The organism is Streptomyces sp. TLI_053, from assembly GCF_900105395.1.
Classification (GTDB): Bacteria; Actinomycetota; Actinomycetes; order Streptomycetales; family Streptomycetaceae; genus Kitasatospora.
In genome coordinates this window covers 519,239-533,461 of the sequence record NZ_LT629775.1, presented here as the reverse complement: position 1 = coordinate 533,461, position 14,223 = coordinate 519,239, and the positions used below count along the sequence as shown (strand labels likewise).

Annotated in this window: 17 protein-coding genes; 6 read left to right on the top strand and 11 right to left on the bottom strand. The window is 74.3% G+C overall.

The window, feature by feature from the left end; translation table 11 throughout:
- Positions 1-21: 21 nt before the first annotated feature.
- Positions 22-441 (bottom strand): RrF2 family transcriptional regulator, encoded by a 420-nt coding sequence (locus tag BLU95_RS01945; protein WP_093858374.1) that lies wholly within the window; start codon positions 439-441, stop codon positions 22-24.
- Between the two features lie 203 nt (positions 442-644).
- Here BLU95_RS01945 and BLU95_RS01940 point away from each other — a divergent pair, with 203 nt between their 5' ends.
- Positions 645-1,217, top strand: a complete 573-nt coding sequence (locus tag BLU95_RS01940; RefSeq protein ID WP_093858373.1) for a cupin domain-containing protein — start codon at positions 645-647, stop codon at positions 1,215-1,217.
- A gap of 34 nt (positions 1,218-1,251) precedes the next feature.
- Here the strand turns inward: BLU95_RS01940 and BLU95_RS01935 are convergent, their stop codons facing one another.
- Positions 1,252-2,157, bottom strand: a complete 906-nt coding sequence (locus BLU95_RS01935; protein WP_093858372.1) for a TauD/TfdA family dioxygenase — start codon at positions 2,155-2,157, stop codon at positions 1,252-1,254.
- Positions 2,158-2,411: 254 nt separating this feature from the next.
- On the opposite strand from BLU95_RS01935, the gene BLU95_RS42055 reads away from it, so the two are divergent.
- The 3 genes from BLU95_RS42055 (at position 2,412) to BLU95_RS01925 (ending at position 4,085) form a co-directional block, all read left to right on the top strand.
- Complete coding sequence (locus BLU95_RS42055; protein WP_159424721.1) at positions 2,412-2,594, top strand: hypothetical protein; 183 nt, start codon at positions 2,412-2,414, stop codon at positions 2,592-2,594.
- A 352-nt stretch (positions 2,595-2,946) separates the two neighbouring features.
- Entirely contained in the window at positions 2,947-3,276 is a 330-nt protein-coding gene (locus BLU95_RS01930; RefSeq protein WP_231978206.1) for a UBP-type zinc finger domain-containing protein, read from the top strand.
- An 80-nt stretch (positions 3,277-3,356) separates the two neighbouring features.
- Complete coding sequence (locus BLU95_RS01925) at positions 3,357-4,085, top strand: nucleotidyltransferase family protein (protein WP_093858370.1); 729 nt, start codon at positions 3,357-3,359, stop codon at positions 4,083-4,085.
- A gap of 90 nt (positions 4,086-4,175) precedes the next feature.
- Here the strand turns inward: BLU95_RS01925 and BLU95_RS01920 are convergent, their stop codons facing one another.
- From BLU95_RS01920 to BLU95_RS01900, 5 genes are all read right to left on the bottom strand, one after another.
- Complete coding sequence (locus BLU95_RS01920; protein WP_093858369.1) at positions 4,176-4,697, bottom strand: dihydrofolate reductase; 522 nt, start codon at positions 4,695-4,697, stop codon at positions 4,176-4,178.
- Positions 4,694-5,491 carry a thymidylate synthase gene (locus BLU95_RS01915; protein WP_093858368.1) on the bottom strand — a complete coding sequence of 266 codons (798 nt, stop codon included), beginning with the start codon at positions 5,489-5,491 and terminating at the stop codon, positions 4,694-4,696. Before BLU95_RS01915 ends, BLU95_RS01920 begins: the two co-directional genes overlap by 4 nt.
- Positions 5,492-5,544: 53 nt before the next feature.
- Positions 5,545-7,395, bottom strand: a complete 1,851-nt coding sequence (locus tag BLU95_RS01910) for a hypothetical protein (protein WP_093858367.1) — start codon at positions 7,393-7,395, stop codon at positions 5,545-5,547.
- 61 nt (positions 7,396-7,456) lie between these two features.
- Positions 7,457-7,885, bottom strand: a complete 429-nt coding sequence (locus tag BLU95_RS01905; RefSeq protein ID WP_093858366.1) for a hypothetical protein — start codon at positions 7,883-7,885, stop codon at positions 7,457-7,459.
- Positions 7,882-8,265, bottom strand: coding sequence for a cupin domain-containing protein (locus BLU95_RS01900; RefSeq protein WP_093858365.1), 384 nt, complete (start codon positions 8,263-8,265; stop codon positions 7,882-7,884). The genes BLU95_RS01905 and BLU95_RS01900 overlap by 4 nt, the downstream gene beginning before the upstream one ends.
- Positions 8,266-8,858: 593 nt before the next feature.
- On the opposite strand from BLU95_RS01900, the gene rho reads away from it, so the two are divergent.
- Together rho and BLU95_RS43645 are read left to right on the top strand one after the other, a co-directional pair.
- A complete protein-coding gene (gene rho, locus BLU95_RS01895) occupies positions 8,859-10,616 on the top strand; it encodes a transcription termination factor Rho (protein ID WP_353653536.1) in 1,758 nt (585 codons plus the stop codon).
- A gap of 72 nt (positions 10,617-10,688) precedes the next feature.
- A complete protein-coding gene (locus BLU95_RS43645; RefSeq protein WP_231978204.1) occupies positions 10,689-11,576 on the top strand; it encodes a hypothetical protein in 888 nt (295 codons plus the stop codon).
- Positions 11,577-11,636: 60 nt separating this feature from the next.
- On the opposite strand, the gene BLU95_RS01885 is transcribed toward BLU95_RS43645, so the two are convergent.
- From BLU95_RS01885 to BLU95_RS01870, 4 genes are all read right to left on the bottom strand, one after another.
- A complete protein-coding gene (locus BLU95_RS01885) occupies positions 11,637-12,335 on the bottom strand; it encodes a hypothetical protein (RefSeq protein WP_159424720.1) in 699 nt (232 codons plus the stop codon).
- A gap of 113 nt (positions 12,336-12,448) precedes the next feature.
- Positions 12,449-13,042 (bottom strand): DUF6461 domain-containing protein, encoded by a 594-nt coding sequence (locus BLU95_RS01880; protein WP_093858362.1) that lies wholly within the window; start codon positions 13,040-13,042, stop codon positions 12,449-12,451.
- 112 nt (positions 13,043-13,154) lie between these two features.
- Entirely contained in the window at positions 13,155-13,454 is a 300-nt protein-coding gene (locus tag BLU95_RS01875; protein WP_093858361.1) for a hypothetical protein, read from the bottom strand.
- A gap of 281 nt (positions 13,455-13,735) precedes the next feature.
- Positions 13,736-14,134 (bottom strand): YidH family protein, encoded by a 399-nt coding sequence (locus BLU95_RS01870; protein ID WP_197698694.1) that lies wholly within the window; start codon positions 14,132-14,134, stop codon positions 13,736-13,738.
- Positions 14,135-14,223: the final 89 nt, after the last annotated feature.

Here is a 14,223-nt window from a genome sequence, read left to right as displayed (position 1 = left end):
CGCCCTCGCCCTCGTCCCCACTCACGCGGTCGCCACCCGGTCGCCGGACCGCACCAGTTGGGCCACGGTCGTGCCCGAGAGGATCTCCACGGCGCGCTCCTCGACGCTGCGCCAGACCGACGGAAGCCCCTGCGCGGGGCCCGGGTAGTCGAGTCCGGCCAGCGGCTCGCCGCGCAGTGTGATCACCTCGCCGTCCACCGCACGCACCACGTCCAGCAGGGTGATCTCCTCGGCCGTCCGGCCGAGCCAGTAGCCGCCCTCGCAGCCGCGCTGGCTGCGGACCAGCCCGGCCCGCCGCAGTTCACCCACCACGGACTTGAGGAACCGGAACGGGATGCCCTGGGAGGCGGCGATGGCCTCGCAGGTGAGGGGGCGCGACGTGTCGCAGGCGAGCTCGACCAGAGCCCGGGCGGCGTAGTCGGCCTTGGCGGATATGTGCATGCCCCGAGTATCCCCCGGGCGGAGCGGTGCTCAAGTCCCTTGTCCGCCAAGGGCGGGCCCGGTCGGCGGGAAAAGACACCTCTTGACATCCTTTTGCCGCCGGGCCTAGCGTCCGGTGACATCCCGGGTCGTCGGGCGCGGCCGGGGGAGACGCCGGGCGACGCCGCCGCAACTGCCCTGCCAGCCCGCCGACGAGGAGCACCATGTCCGCCGAACCCCACTCCCACTCCCACTCCCGTACCGCCGCGCCCGCCGGTGAGGGGGCGGCCGTCGTCACGGAGGCCGGCACCGGCTTCCACCCGCACCTGCACAGCACGGACGCCCCCGCCGGCACCGCCCTGCGGGCCCGGCTGCACCACGTCCGCGCGGGCGAACTCGACGACGGCACCGCCCAGACCGGCGGGATGCGGCGTTTCGCCGCGATCAGCGGACGGACGGTCGGCTCGGAGAAGCTCTGGATGGGACAGACCCACGTCGCCCCGGCCACCGCCTCCTCCGACCACCACCACGGCGAGTCCGAGACCGCCATCCACGTGGTCAGTGGGCACCCCGAGTTCGTCTTCGTCGACGACTCCTCCGGTACGCCCGAGGAGGTCCGCCTGCGCACCGGCCCGGGCGACTACATCTTCGTCCCGCCGTTCGTCCCGCACCGGGAGGAGAACCCGGACCCGGAGGAGGAGGCGGTGGTCGTCATCGCCCGCAGCACCCAGGAAGCCGTCGTGGTCAACCTCCCCGGCCTCTACGCCCTCGGCGACGGCGTGGGCGACCGGGCCTGAGGACGGCGACCTGGCCCGCCCCCGCCCCGGCTGCTCACCGGTCGGCGGGCCGGTCCGCCCAGACCCGGGCCAGACAGCGTCGCTCTCCCGGCCCGACGGGATCGCTGAACCCGGTCCGTCCGTGCAGCACGGCCGTGTTGTCCAGGAGCAGGAGATCGCCCCGGCGCATCGGGACGCGCAGGACCGTCCCGGGGTCGGTGAGGACCCCGTGGAGGGTGTCCAGCGCCGCCAGTCGGCCCGGCGGGAACGGCCGGCCGGTCTCCTGCTGGCCGCGCTCGATCCAGTAGCGGTTGTACTGGACGTGCAGGCCGTGGCGACGCTGCTGGAAGACGGGGGAGACGCGGTCGAAGTCCGGTCCGCGCCCGAAGTGGAAGTCCTGGTACAGGTGGTGCAGCGCGGACGGGTCCTGCTCCGCGAGACGGTCGTGGACGGCACGGGCGCTGACGAGCAACGACTCACCACCGGCCCGGGCCGGCCGGATGCACAGCAGACCCAGCAGCCACGGCGACTCCGGGCCGTGCGACCGGTCGGTGTGCGGGTCGAGCGTCCTGGCGTCGCCGTCGCGCTGCGCGGCCCGGGCGGCGGTCCCGTCGGTGGTCCGGTCGGTGGTCCGGTCGGTGGCCGGGAGCTCGACCGCCGGCGCGGTCTCGGCGGTGAGCAGGTCGTCCGCGGCCGGGCCCGCCGGGAGCGGCCGCACCGTGCCCAGCCGCGCCGCGAAACGCCGGCACAGCTCGGCGCACTCCGGATCGCCGAGCCCGTCCAGCGCCAGGCCGCGCACCAGGGCCAGGCCCGGTCCGTGGCGCAGGGCGTGGGCGACCCGCGCGACCGGATCCGATCTCCCGTCCGGTCCGTCCGGCGGCCACGGGACGATCCAGTCCTCCTCGTCCAAGGTGTCCGGGGTCCAGGCCCGGGGCCCCGCCCCTTCGGCACGTCCCGTCATCGGTGCTCCCCTTCCCTGCCGGGTGGCGCGCGCGGTCCGAGCGGGGCACCGTCCCGACGGCCACGTCCACGGCCGCACGAGCGGGAGTCCCGACACCTTCTTCCCCGCCCCCGGGGCGGACAACCCCGCCCGACGGTCACCGGGCGGTCGGGACGGAGGTGACGGCGACGTACGGTGTGCCACTCCGTCGTTCGTGACCGACCGGGCAACAAAGGTGTTGCTCCACCAGGGGATCCGCACGCTTGAATACGGCCATGGAAAACCCACTGTGGGGCGCGCTGCCCGCCGGAGTGCAGGACGAAGTGGATGCCCTGCTGGCGAAGGAGCACCGCGTCCGAGCGATCAAGGCCGTCCGCGACGCCTCCCCGCCGCCCGCGCCGGGCATCCCTGAGTGCTTGGACCTGATCATGGAACGCTCTGCCGTACTGGGTTTGTAGCGTCTGTCCCGGGTCCCGGCCGCGCCTCCGGACCTCGAGACACCGACCACCGAGGTGGCGGGGCTTCCCCGTCGGCCGACCGCGATCGAGGCGGTGCGGGGTGCCGTTCCACTTCGAGAGCCCCGAGGTGCCCGACCGGCACCGCCTTGCGCTGGTGGGATCCACCCTGAGGAGCACCCGCCGGGGCCGCGGGCACCCGGCCGGCCTGCCATCTGGCGCGGGCCCGCCGCAGGGCCCGGGGGACCGCGAGCCCGGTGTCCGCCGCCGTCCGCCCGTCATGGACGACGGTCATGGATGCCCGTCACGGATGCCCGGCCTGCGTCACGGGGGCCGGGCTCGTAGGGTGTGCGCTGTGAACGATGGGTACGGATGGCGGGTCGCGCCCGATCCCGGCCGGGCGGTCCAGGCGACTTGCGACCACGTCGAGGGGCTGCACGAGGTCCCCGCGAACGCGGCCCCCGGCTGCGAGGACTGCCTACGGGACGGCCGCACCTGGGTGAACCTGCTGGCCTGCCTCAGCTGCGGGCACATCGGCTGCTGCGACAGCTCCCCGGGGCAGCACGCCTACCGCCACGCCCACGCCCACCCCGCCCACCACCTGGCCCGCTCGCTCCGGCCCGGCGCGGACTGGGCCTGGTGCTACACCGACGAGGTCTACCTGCACCGCACCCGGCCGGCCTGACCGGCGCGGAACGTCCACGGGGGTGGATCCGGGGCCCGAGGGGGATCGGTCGCGTACGGTGGGTCATCGTGGAGCGACTCATGGTCACGGCATCGGTCGAGGACGCCGAGCCCGGCACGGTACGCCAGGCGGTGGTCCTGGCCGGGGGCCTCGGCAGTCGCCTGCGGCCGCTGACACTGACCGTGCCCAAGCCCATGGTCGAGGTACGCGGCACACCGATCCTGCGCCACCAGCTCGACTGGCTCGCCGAATCGCGCGTGGAACAGGTCGTCGTCTCCGCCGGCCACCGGGCGCAAGTGATCGACGACTACCTCGCCTCCCACCGGATGCCGCTGCGCACGGACCTGGTGGTCGAGGACCGGCCCCTCGGCCGGGGCGGGGGACTCAAGCTGGCCGCCGCCGCGCTCGAGCGGCCCGGCGAACCCTGGCTGGCGCTCTACGGGGACATCTGGACCCGGTTCCCCCTCGCCGGGATGTTCGCCCACCACCGGCGGCACGGCGCGCTCGCCACGCTCGCACTCTCCCGGCCGTGGCTGCCCAGGGGCAGCGTCGACTGCGACGACCGGGGGCGGGTGACCGCACTGGTCTCGCAGGTGCCGCCGCCGCTACGGGTCAACGGAGGCGTGTTCGTCTTCGACCCGCAGATCGTGGACATGCTGCCCGACGAGGGCGACCACGAGCAGACCACCCTGCCCCGGCTCGTCCGTGCGCAGCAGTTGATGGGCTACCCGGTGGACAGCCCTTGGCGAGCGATCAACACGCCGCACGACCTGGCCGACGTCGAATGCGGACTCGCCGGGCCGGGCTGAGTCGAACGACCGAGGTCCCATCCGGGTCGACCGGAACGACCGGAGCCCGGCGGCGCGACGGCCGCCGGACCACCGGCGGCGGGTCGAGGATCAGGCCCGGCCGCCGTCGCCGCGCGCGTAGGTCCGGATCCGGTAGCGCAGGCCCGACGTCGAGAGCTGCGGTCCGCCGTCCTCGGTGACGGTCCAGTCGGGGCCGACGGCGGGGGCGTAGGTGTCGCCCGGCACCGCGAGGTCGATCTCGGTGACCGACAGGGTCACGGCCCGGTCCACGGCCTGGCGGTACAGCTGCCCGCCGCCGATCACCCAGGTCTCGGCACCGTTGCCCCGCCCGGGTTCCCCGGCCGCGAGGCGCAGCGCCTCGTCGAGGGACCCGGCGCGGTCGGCGCCGTCCGCGGACCACTGCGCGTTGCGGGTCACCACGATGTTGCGCCGCCCGGGCAGCGGGCGGAAGCGCGGCGGGAGCGACTCCCAGGTGCGGCGGCCCATCACCACGGGGCGCCCGAAGGTGGTCGCCTTGAAGTGGGCGAGGTCCTCGGGCAGGTGCCACGGCATGGTGTTGTCCGCGCCGATCACCCCCTCCGGCGTCTGGGCCCAGATCAGTCCGATCCTCATACCGCGACCGGCGCCTTGATGGCGGGGTGGTGCTTGTAGTCCACCATCTGCACGTCGTCGAACGTGTACTCGAAGAGCGAATCGGCCTTCCGCAGCCGCAGCTCGGGGAAGTCGAACGGCGTCCGAGAGAGCTGCTCGGTCACCTGCTCCACGTGGTTGTCGTAGATGTGGCAGTCACCGCCGGTCCAGACGAAGTCCCCGGGCTCCAGGCCCACCTGCTGCGCGACCATGTGGGTGAGCAGGGCGTAACTGGCGATGTTGAACGGGACCCCGAGGAACAGGTCGGCGCTGCGCTGGTAGAGCTGGCAGGAGAGCCGGCCGTCGGCCACGTAGAACTGGAACAGGGCGTGGCACGGGGCGAGCGCCATCGCCTCCAGCTCCCCGACGTTCCAGGCCGAGACGATCATCCGGCGCGAGTCCGGGTCGTTGCGCAGCGTGTCCAGGACCTGGCTGATCTGGTCGATGTGCCGGCCGTCGGGGGTCGGCCAGCTGCGCCACTGGACGCCGTAGACGGGGCCGAGGTCGCCCTGCTGGTCGGCCCACTCGTCCCAGATGGTGACACCGTTCTCACGCAGCCACTTCACGTTGGACTCGCCGCGCAGGAACCACAGCAGCTCGAACACCACGGACTTCAGGTGCACCCTCTTGGTGGTGACCAGCGGGAACCCCTGCGAGAGGTCGTAGCGCAACTGGTGTCCGAACACGCTCCGGGTACCGGTGCCCGTCCGGTCGGCCTTGGCCGTCCCGGCGGTGAGCGTGTGCCTCAACAGGTCTTCGTACTGGGTGTCCGCCACGAGGAGAAAGTGTACGTGTCCGTCCGGTGCCCACGGTCCGCCGCCCCGGTCCCTCACCGCCCGGTGTCCGGCGCGCCCGGCGGGTCGAGCAGCCAGGTCACCGGTCGGGTGGGGTCCGGGTCGTAGCGGCAGGAGGCGCCGGTGTGCACCGTGTCGCGCAGCAGTCCGGCGAGCGGGCCGTCCCGTGCGGCGATGCGGTCGAGCGCGGACACGACGGCCTTGCGCACGGCGACCCTGGCGCGCTCGTTCGTGGAGCTGAACCGGCGCGCCCGTCCACCGAGACCGACGGCGGCACGGAGTTCGTGCAGCAGTGCTTCGCGTTCCAGCCGCAGCCGCTCGGTCCGACCCCGGTCGGCCCAGGAGAGGGCGTCGTCCAGTTCGGCGTCGATGTCGCGCAGACGGGTCCGGTAGGCGGCTAGGGCCCGCCGGTCGGCGATCTCGGCCGTCTCGGAGTCGATGACGGTGCCGGAGTCGATGACGGCGCCGGTGTCCGCGGCGGTGCCGGTGCCGGTGACCGTGCCGGTGCGGGCCCGGCCCGGGGCCGCCGCGGACAGGTCGAGCGCGCTGACGTCGGCGCCGGGCCGCCCGAGCAGCACCCGCAGGTGGTCCAGGCCCCTGAGGTGGGGGAGTACGAACGCGGAACCCTCGGCGCCGACGAGCCAGCCGGACTCGCCGTCGGGGTGCAGGTGGACGGTGCGGGCCCGGGGCACCGGTGCCGGAGCGGGGACGGCGAGCCGCTCCAGCCACCAGGTGGCGCCGATCCGCCGGTAGGCGGCCGCGGCGGCGCGGCGCGAGTCGGCCGCGCCGGGGAGCCCGAGGGCCGTTCCCGCGAGGTGGAGGTAGTCGTCGACCACGCCGTGGAAGGTGACCGCGCCGCCGTTGAGCACCGCCCGGCCGGCGAAGGGGGCCAGCAGCCGGGCGCCGGCGGCGGCGAGGTCCTCGCGGCGCAGCGCGGACGCGACCTCGGTGAGGCAGGCGACGACGAGCAGGAAGTCGACGTCGCGCGTCACGGTCTCGAAGCCGGTACCCGCGAGCCGGTCGAGCAGCTGCCGCGCCCGTCCCGCCTCACCGGCGGCCAGCCACAGCACGGAGGCCTCGGCGGACACGGACGGAACCCCCTCGGCGGCCCCGAACTCCTCGAAGGCCGCGGCCTCCCGGCGCAGCGCACCGGTGTCGCCCGCGCGGCGGGCACGGGCGGCGGAGAGGTCGTGGACGACCGCCTCCAGGTCGGGTTCGGCGGCCCTGGTCCCGAGCTCGCGGGTCCGGGCGAGGAGCCGGTCGGCCTGTTCGGCCGCGCCTGCGACGAGGGCGAGCGCGGTGCGGCGCGACGCGGCGAAGAAGGCGTGGCGCGGCCGCCCGGACTCCTCAGCGAGCGTGTCGAGCGCACGCAGCTGGCGCTGCACGGCGACGAGGTCCAGGCACTCCCAGGCCGTGGTCAGCTGCCACAGGTGACCGGTCAGCCGTTTCTCGGGGTCCGTGAGGTGGGCCGTGGTGTCGGCCAGCCGCGCGGAGAGCGCGAGGCGCTCGGCGAAGTCGTCGGGCCCCCAGTGCGCCACAAGCGCGGCGTCCAGCGCCTCGGCGAGGACTTCCGGAGCGTCCAGGCCGTCCGCCAGGGCCACCGCCTCCTGGGCGAAGGCCGTCGCCCGGTGCGCGTCCCCGCCGTACACCCAGGCCCGGGCCAGGGCGGCGGCCAGCCGGCAGCGGTCCACCGGGGTGACGGCGGCCGTGTACGCCTCGTGGATCAGCGCCGGGACCCGCCCCGGATGGACGCCGAAGCGCAGGCCGGACGGCAGATCGAGGGCGGCCGCGGCCATGAGCTCGGCGTCGCCCGTCTCCCGCGCCCGTTCGTAGGCCGCCGACAGACCGCTCCGGGCGGCCGCCGCCGGCACCGGCTCGGCCTCCATACGCCGATCGTACGGCGGTAGCGCCGACGACGCCGTCGACGGTGCCCAGGAGCTCAGGTGCTCAGACGCGCAGCAGCCGCACGCTGCGGGCGTGCTCGGCCACCCGGTCCCGGTCCCAGTCCCCGGTGCAGTAGACCGACAGCTCGCGGACCGATCCGTTCCGCACGTCGGCGCGGAACAGCTCCCGGCAGTACCAGGGCTGCCCGTCCTGTTCCCACCGTTCCTCGACCTCCAGGACGAAGCCCGTGGTGGTGGCGTCGAACCGCGACCGCGGGACCCGGCCGGGGCCGGGGTGCCCGGCACGCCGCAGCGCGAGCACACCGTCCACGCCCCGGGCCTGCAGCCGCCAGCGCGGCATCGTGAAGTCGCAGAAGACGTCGGACGCGAACAGACCGGCGGGCGGGACGCCGGTCTCCAGGAAGGCGACGAAGTCATCGGCCAGGTCGCGGGCCCGGGCGGCCGTACCGGTGGTGACCGGTGCCGTGCTCATCGCGCGCCTCCCTCGGCCGCGGCCAGGTTCGCCGCCACCACGTCCGCCGTGCGCCGCAGCGCGGCGGTGGGACTGAACTCCACCGTCTCCGTTCCCGCCGCGACCACGGGTACATGGCCGGGCGGGGCGTAGTACGCGTCGCCCGGCCGGTAGGTCTCGACGCGGTCGGGGTAGCGCATGACCAGCCGGCCCGACAGCACCAGGCCCCAGTGCGGGCACTGGCACCGGCCGTCGGGCAGTCCGCGGAATGCCTCGGCGGCGTCGGCGTCGGCGGGGAAGGTCTCGAAGGAGACCGTCCAGTCGTCCAGTTCGACGTACCGGCCCTGGACCACCGGTGCGTCGACGAGCAGCGGAGCCTCGTCCTTGCGGGTGCGCGGCATGATGACCTCCGGAATCTCGAAGCGGTCACCCGGTAGGCGTGAGGTCCCGCCGTCACAATGTGACCTCACCGGCGTGCCCCGTCCACGGCCGTGCCGCGCCTGCGCCGGACCTGGTGGGCCGTGCCGCTCCTGCTGCCGGGGCACACCCGCCGCACGGGAGTGCGCCGCCCACGGCTACCGGGTGTCGGCTCCCGCGCCCGGCGCGGCGCCGGTCGTCCGGAGGGCTCATCGGAACAGTCTCCGCTGTGAACGATGACAGTCATGCCCATGGTCCTTGACAGTCCGTCAGCGGGGCGGAGAGACATCCAACCGAACCGTGGAGCGGCCGCTCGCGGACTCGGCTTCGACGGTGTACTGCCGCACGGGCTGTCCGGGCGGGCTGTGCGGACCGGGCCGGTCCCAGGCCTGCCGTCCGCCGCGGGTGACCGCCGCGCCCGGCGCCCCCCGGGCCCGGTCGATATTCCGAATTCCGAGGCGCCGCGTCCCCATGGTGCTACCCTTCATACAGGCGTTGCTGGAAGCCCACCCCTCCGGGTGCGGGAACCAGGCGCCGTTACCAGCCGAGTCCCTCGTCGGGGCAGGCTCTGACACCGGTGGACCGAAGACCTTCGAGGCTCCGTTCCCGGGACATCCGCAGGAGCCGAGAGCGCTCGCCCCCGGCACTGCCCGGCCGACCCGCGACAGGCGGCGGCCGACGCCCACCGCGCGACCCTTCACGGCCGTGCCGAGGGCGCCTCGCCCGCCGTCGCGCGCATCCCGGCCGCTCGCGGCCATTCACGGCCGAACCGCGATCCCGTTCCGCGCGCCCGCCCGGCCACTCACGGCCGCCGCGCCACCACACCTTTCACACACCACAGGAGTACCTGCTCGTGACCACCACCATCGAACCGACCACCACCCGACCGGCCACCACGGAGCCGGCCATCACGGAGCCGACCGCCGCCGCCACCACGCAGCTGAACGCCCTGCTGAAGGCCGACCTGCACCAACTCGCCTCCTCCCTGGGCATCCAGGGCGCCGCCCGCCTGCGCAAGGGCGAACTCGTCGAGGCGATCACCGCCACGCGCTCCACCGTCCGCCCGCCGGCGCCGGCCGAAGCACCCCGGCCGGCTGCTGCGCCCGCCGAAGGCGGCGTTCGCCCCGCCCAGCGGGCCCGCGCCCGCTCCGACGGACCGGCGCGGGCGGACACCGCCCCCGAGAGCGACCTCCTCCCCGTCGCCGGAGTGCTGGACATCCGCGAGGGCAACGCCGTACTGCGCACCTCCGGCTACCTGCCCGGGCCCACCGACGTGCACCTGCCCGCCGGCCAGGTCCGCGCGCTCGGCCTGCGGACCGGCGACGTCCTGACCGGCGCGACCCGCCCCCGCGCGAGCGGCACGACCCGCCCTCGTGCGGGCGGTGCCCGGCCGCAGATGGCCCGGGTCGACACGGTCAACGGCAGCCCCGCCGAGGAGTCCCGGCCCCGCCCGGCGTTCCACGAACTGACCCCGCTGTACCCGCACCGGCAGCTGCGCCTGGAGACCGAGAGCGACCCGAGGCAGCTGACGGGCCGTGTCATCGACCTGGTGGCGCCGATCGGGAAGGGCCAGCGCGGCCTGATCGTCGCGCCGCCGAAGGCGGGCAAGACCCTCGTCCTGCAGTCCATCGCGGAGGCGATCGCCCGCAACCACCCCGAGGCGCACCTGATGGTCGTCCTGGTCGACGAGCGCCCGGAGGAGGTCACCGACATGCGCCGCTCGGTCAAGGGCGAGGTCATCGCCTCGACCTTCGACCGGCCCGCCCGCGAGCACATCGCGCTGGCCGAACTCGCCGTCGAGCGGGCCAAGCGCCTCGTCGAACTCGGCCACGACGTGGTCGTCCTGCTCGACTCCCTCACCCGCCTCGCCCGCGCCCACAACACCACCGCCCCCGCCCACGGACGGACCCTCAGCGGCGGCCTCGACGCGAGCGTGCTGCAGCACCCGAAGCGGCTCTTCGGTGCGGCGCGCAGCATCGAGAACGGTGGTTCGCTGACCATCCTGGCCACCGCCCTCGTCGACACCGGCTCCCGGATGGACGACCTGATCTTCGAGGAGTTCAAGAGCACCGGCAACATGGAGCTCCGCCTCGACCGCCGCCTCGCCGACCGGCGCGTCTTCCCGGCCGTCGACGTCAAGGCCTCCGGCACCCGCCGCGAGGAGCTCCTCCTCGGCCCGGTCCGCACCCCCGCGACCTGGGCGCTGCGCCGGGCCCTGGGCGGCCTCGACACCCAGCAGGCGACCGAACTCCTCCTGGACCGGGTGAAGCGCACCCGCACCAACGCCGACCTCCTGCGCCAGGTGGTGACCAGTTCCCCGTCCGGCGCGGCCTGACCCGGAGCAGCGGACTCCGGCACCGCGTCACCCTGTCCCGCCGCGCCGCGGCCGCACGGGTACCCTGCCGGAATGCCGTACGAGCTCAACGCCGTCATCGGACCCTTCGACCTGCTCAGGCGCCGTACCGCCGGGATCCGGGAAGCGGTGGTCGCCCCGCTCCGGCAGTCCATGGGGCTGGTGCCCGTCACTGAGGAACTCCTCGCGGAGCTGACCGGCGCAGCCACCGGCCATGACGGCCCGTCCACCCTTCATGACGGCGCACCCACCGGCGCCGACAGCACCGGGCCCGGGTGTCGACCCGTCAGGACGATGTCCCCGGCCTCCGAGCAGATCCTGGACGGGACGCTGGGGCGGACCTTGAGCGACTGGGCCGCGCACGCGCCGATCGCCCATGTGGAGGCCGACTTCCACGGCGGAGCCGGACACCAGACCGCCGTCGTGCGGGGACCCGGCACGGCGATGTGGGGGCCGGTCCACGCGGCGCAGTTCACCGGTTCGCGCGAGCAGTGGCCGATCAACGCCGCGCTCGCCCTGCTCGGTGTGGTCGCGGGGGCCGCCGAGGCCATCGACCACCAGGACCTGTTCCTGGCGGTGGGGCTCGGCGGGGAACAGGACACGGACGGCTGGCGGGCGGCGGGCCGGACGGCCCGCTGGGCGGCGAGCTACGACGAGTGGCACCACGAGCAGCTGGCGGAACGTGAGAGAGCCGCGCGTGCCGCCGCCGAGTTCGAGCGACGCCGACGGCTCCCGGACGTTCCGGCGGCCCTGGACGGCAGGGCGATCATGGACCTGCTGGGCCTGCCCCCGGGCCCGCTGATCGGCGCGGCCACCCGCCATCTGCAGGAACTGCACCTCGAACGCGGCCCGCTGGCACCGGAGGCGGCCGCGGCGTTGCTACGGGCCTGGGCCCGCCGCCAGGAGCGCCCCACAGGCGACGCGCGGACTCCTCCCCGGTGAGCCGGGCCGGGCCGACCGGCCGGGGCCGCAGCCTCACTCGCCGCACCGGCCTCGCCCACCTCACTGCAGGATGTTGATCGCCCGGGCGACCACCAGTGTCGCCACGATCAGGGAGGTGGCGGCCTCGATCATCATGAGCAGTTTGGCCCACCGCTTGATCGCGGAGACGTCGGTCGGGCTGAACGCGGTCGCCGTCCAGAAGGACAGCGACAAGTAGTCGGCGAAGCGCGGCATCCAGTCCGCCGGTGCGTACTCGGTGTGCTGCATCTCGGGGAAGACGAACGCCGGCTCCGTGGCCGGCCGGTGGGCTCGGGCGGCGGCGCCGCCGCGATCCAGGTCCCAGTACCAGAGCGCGAAGGCGATCACGTTCGTCGCCCAGGTCACTCCACCGGTCGCCAGCAGACCGGTGGCGTTGTCGGCGAACAGCTTGTTGTTGGTGAGGATGTCCGACACCAGGTGGATCCCGGCGTACAGGTTCGAGGCGGTGATGAAGGCGATCACGGTCTCGGTGACCACCCGCAGCCAGGTCTTGCGGCGGTCGATCCGCCCCGGGTCGCCGACGACCAGCACTACCAGCAGGGCGAACAGCACCACCGGAACCACCCACACCGGGTCCACCCGGTACGACACGGGCAGCACCACGTGCAACAGCCCGGCACTCACCACCGCCGACGCGACCGGCCACCAGTGCTCACCGCGCTCATCGGCCCGACCTGGCACCACCGGGGACGGCCCGGCCGGGCCGGGGCTTGCTCGCATGCCTCATTCTGGCCTCCTCGACGGGCATCCGCCGCGCGCCCCGGCCCGCGACACGCGGCCGGCCGATCAGGTGGCGCACGATCGTCCCGGCCCGCACCCGTGATCCGCTGTGATCAGCGGATCCTGAGGAATCCGCAGGTGAACGCGGTAGTGCCGAGTAGCTCCGGCGTAGGGCGGACTCCGGTCATGGTCTCCGCGAGGGCGAAGGCCGCAGCCACCGACCGGTCGACGTCCGGTGCGTCGGTGCCGAAGTGGAAGCCGACCCGGTGCATCGCGCTCAGCTGGTCATCGGGGGTGCTGCCCCAACGGGAATCGGGGAGTACCGGCTCGAACGCCGAGCGGACCCCGCCGTCCTCGGCCCAGAGGAACGAGCCCAGGCCGTTGACGTTGCAGAAGTGCGAGATCCACGTGGTTCCCGCCGAAGCCGGCAGTGCCCGCTCCTCGTCGACGCCGAGGTGGCCGTTCGGCTCGATCATCAGTGTCCACGGGCCGACGCGGGCCATCGCGACGAGCTGCTGCGAGTCGCCCAGGCGGTAGGCGGCTTCGACCACCGCTGCCGCTCCGGTCAGTACCGGGCCCTCTTCCCCGTCGAGGCGTCGCAGCAGATCGGCCGGCGCGAGGTCCTTCACCAGTGTGAGGCAGTACGCCTCGGCGAGGTCCGGGAACGTGTCCTCGAACCACGAGTAGTCAGCAGCGGTCACCGTCATGACGCCGATTCTCGGCCGTGCCACTGACAGTGCCGGGCCGGAACAGGCCGTGACGAGGCCGCCTCGCACACGGTCCCGCCCGGGCCCGGCGTCGTTCGGACCGCTCCGACCGTCAGGCGCGGTGCCGGAACCAGAGGTTCACGGCCTGCTCGCCGTGCGCGAACTGCCCGGGGGCGCAGTAGTAGTACACCTGCGGGTCCAGGTTCCCGGACCGGTCGAGGATGCCGTTCTGCGCCCGCTTGCTGCTGTTGCACTCGTTCCAGTTGGCGCCGCTGTCGCCGCTGGCGAAGGTGTACGTGAGCGAGTTGGCGTAGCCGGCCGCCGAGGCGGTTCCGGCGCTCACGGCGAGCATGCCGGTCGCCGCGGCTCCTGCGAGGAGCAGTGCGGCCGTGGTCCGTGCCGTGCGCTTCATGAAGGCGATCTCCCTTGTTCGGTCGGGTGGCCGGCCGCGCGGGCTGTGCGGTGCGGGGCGGCCGCCGAGCGGTCGCTCCCCGGATCGGGGGCGCTGTCCTGCCCGGCGAGATCGACTCTGGCCGACCCGGAGCCGGCGGGCATCGGTCATCTGACTGCGAGGGGCCGAAGGCGCCGCGGACTACGACACGGACACCGCCGCAACGGCGCGCGCCGGGCAGAGCAGAGCAGAGCAGGGCGGGGCAGGGCGGGGCAGGGCGCCAGGGCGGTGCGGGCCGGGCGTCAGTGCGGGCCGACGGCCACGGCGGCGACCACGATTCCCGCCAGGACCAGGAACGCGAGCCCCACCATCGCGTTCACCGTGCTGTGGCCCAGTGGCTCGCGGAGCCGCATCCGCCGCTGCCGCACCCGCCACTGCCAGTACCCCGAGACCGTCGCCGCCACCGCGAGGAGGATCAGGTAGCAGGCCAGCCCGAGCCGTACGCCGTACGGGCCCACCTGCCCCAGTCCCAGGACCGCCAGCGCCCCGGCCAGCAGTGCCAGCGCCGTACGGGACCAGGCCAGGAACGTCCGCTCGTTGGCCATCGTCGCCCGGTAGTCCGGCTCCTCGCCCTCCTCCCACCACCGAGCGGGGGACTCCGGCCCGCGCTCCCCGTCCTGCCGCGAACCGTCCACAGTCACCGGCTGCTCCTCGGGTTCCGTCGGCACAGTCTCCCCGGCCGCGCGCGGGCGGCGTCGGAGCGACGCGCCCCTTCGTCGGCCCGGGTCCC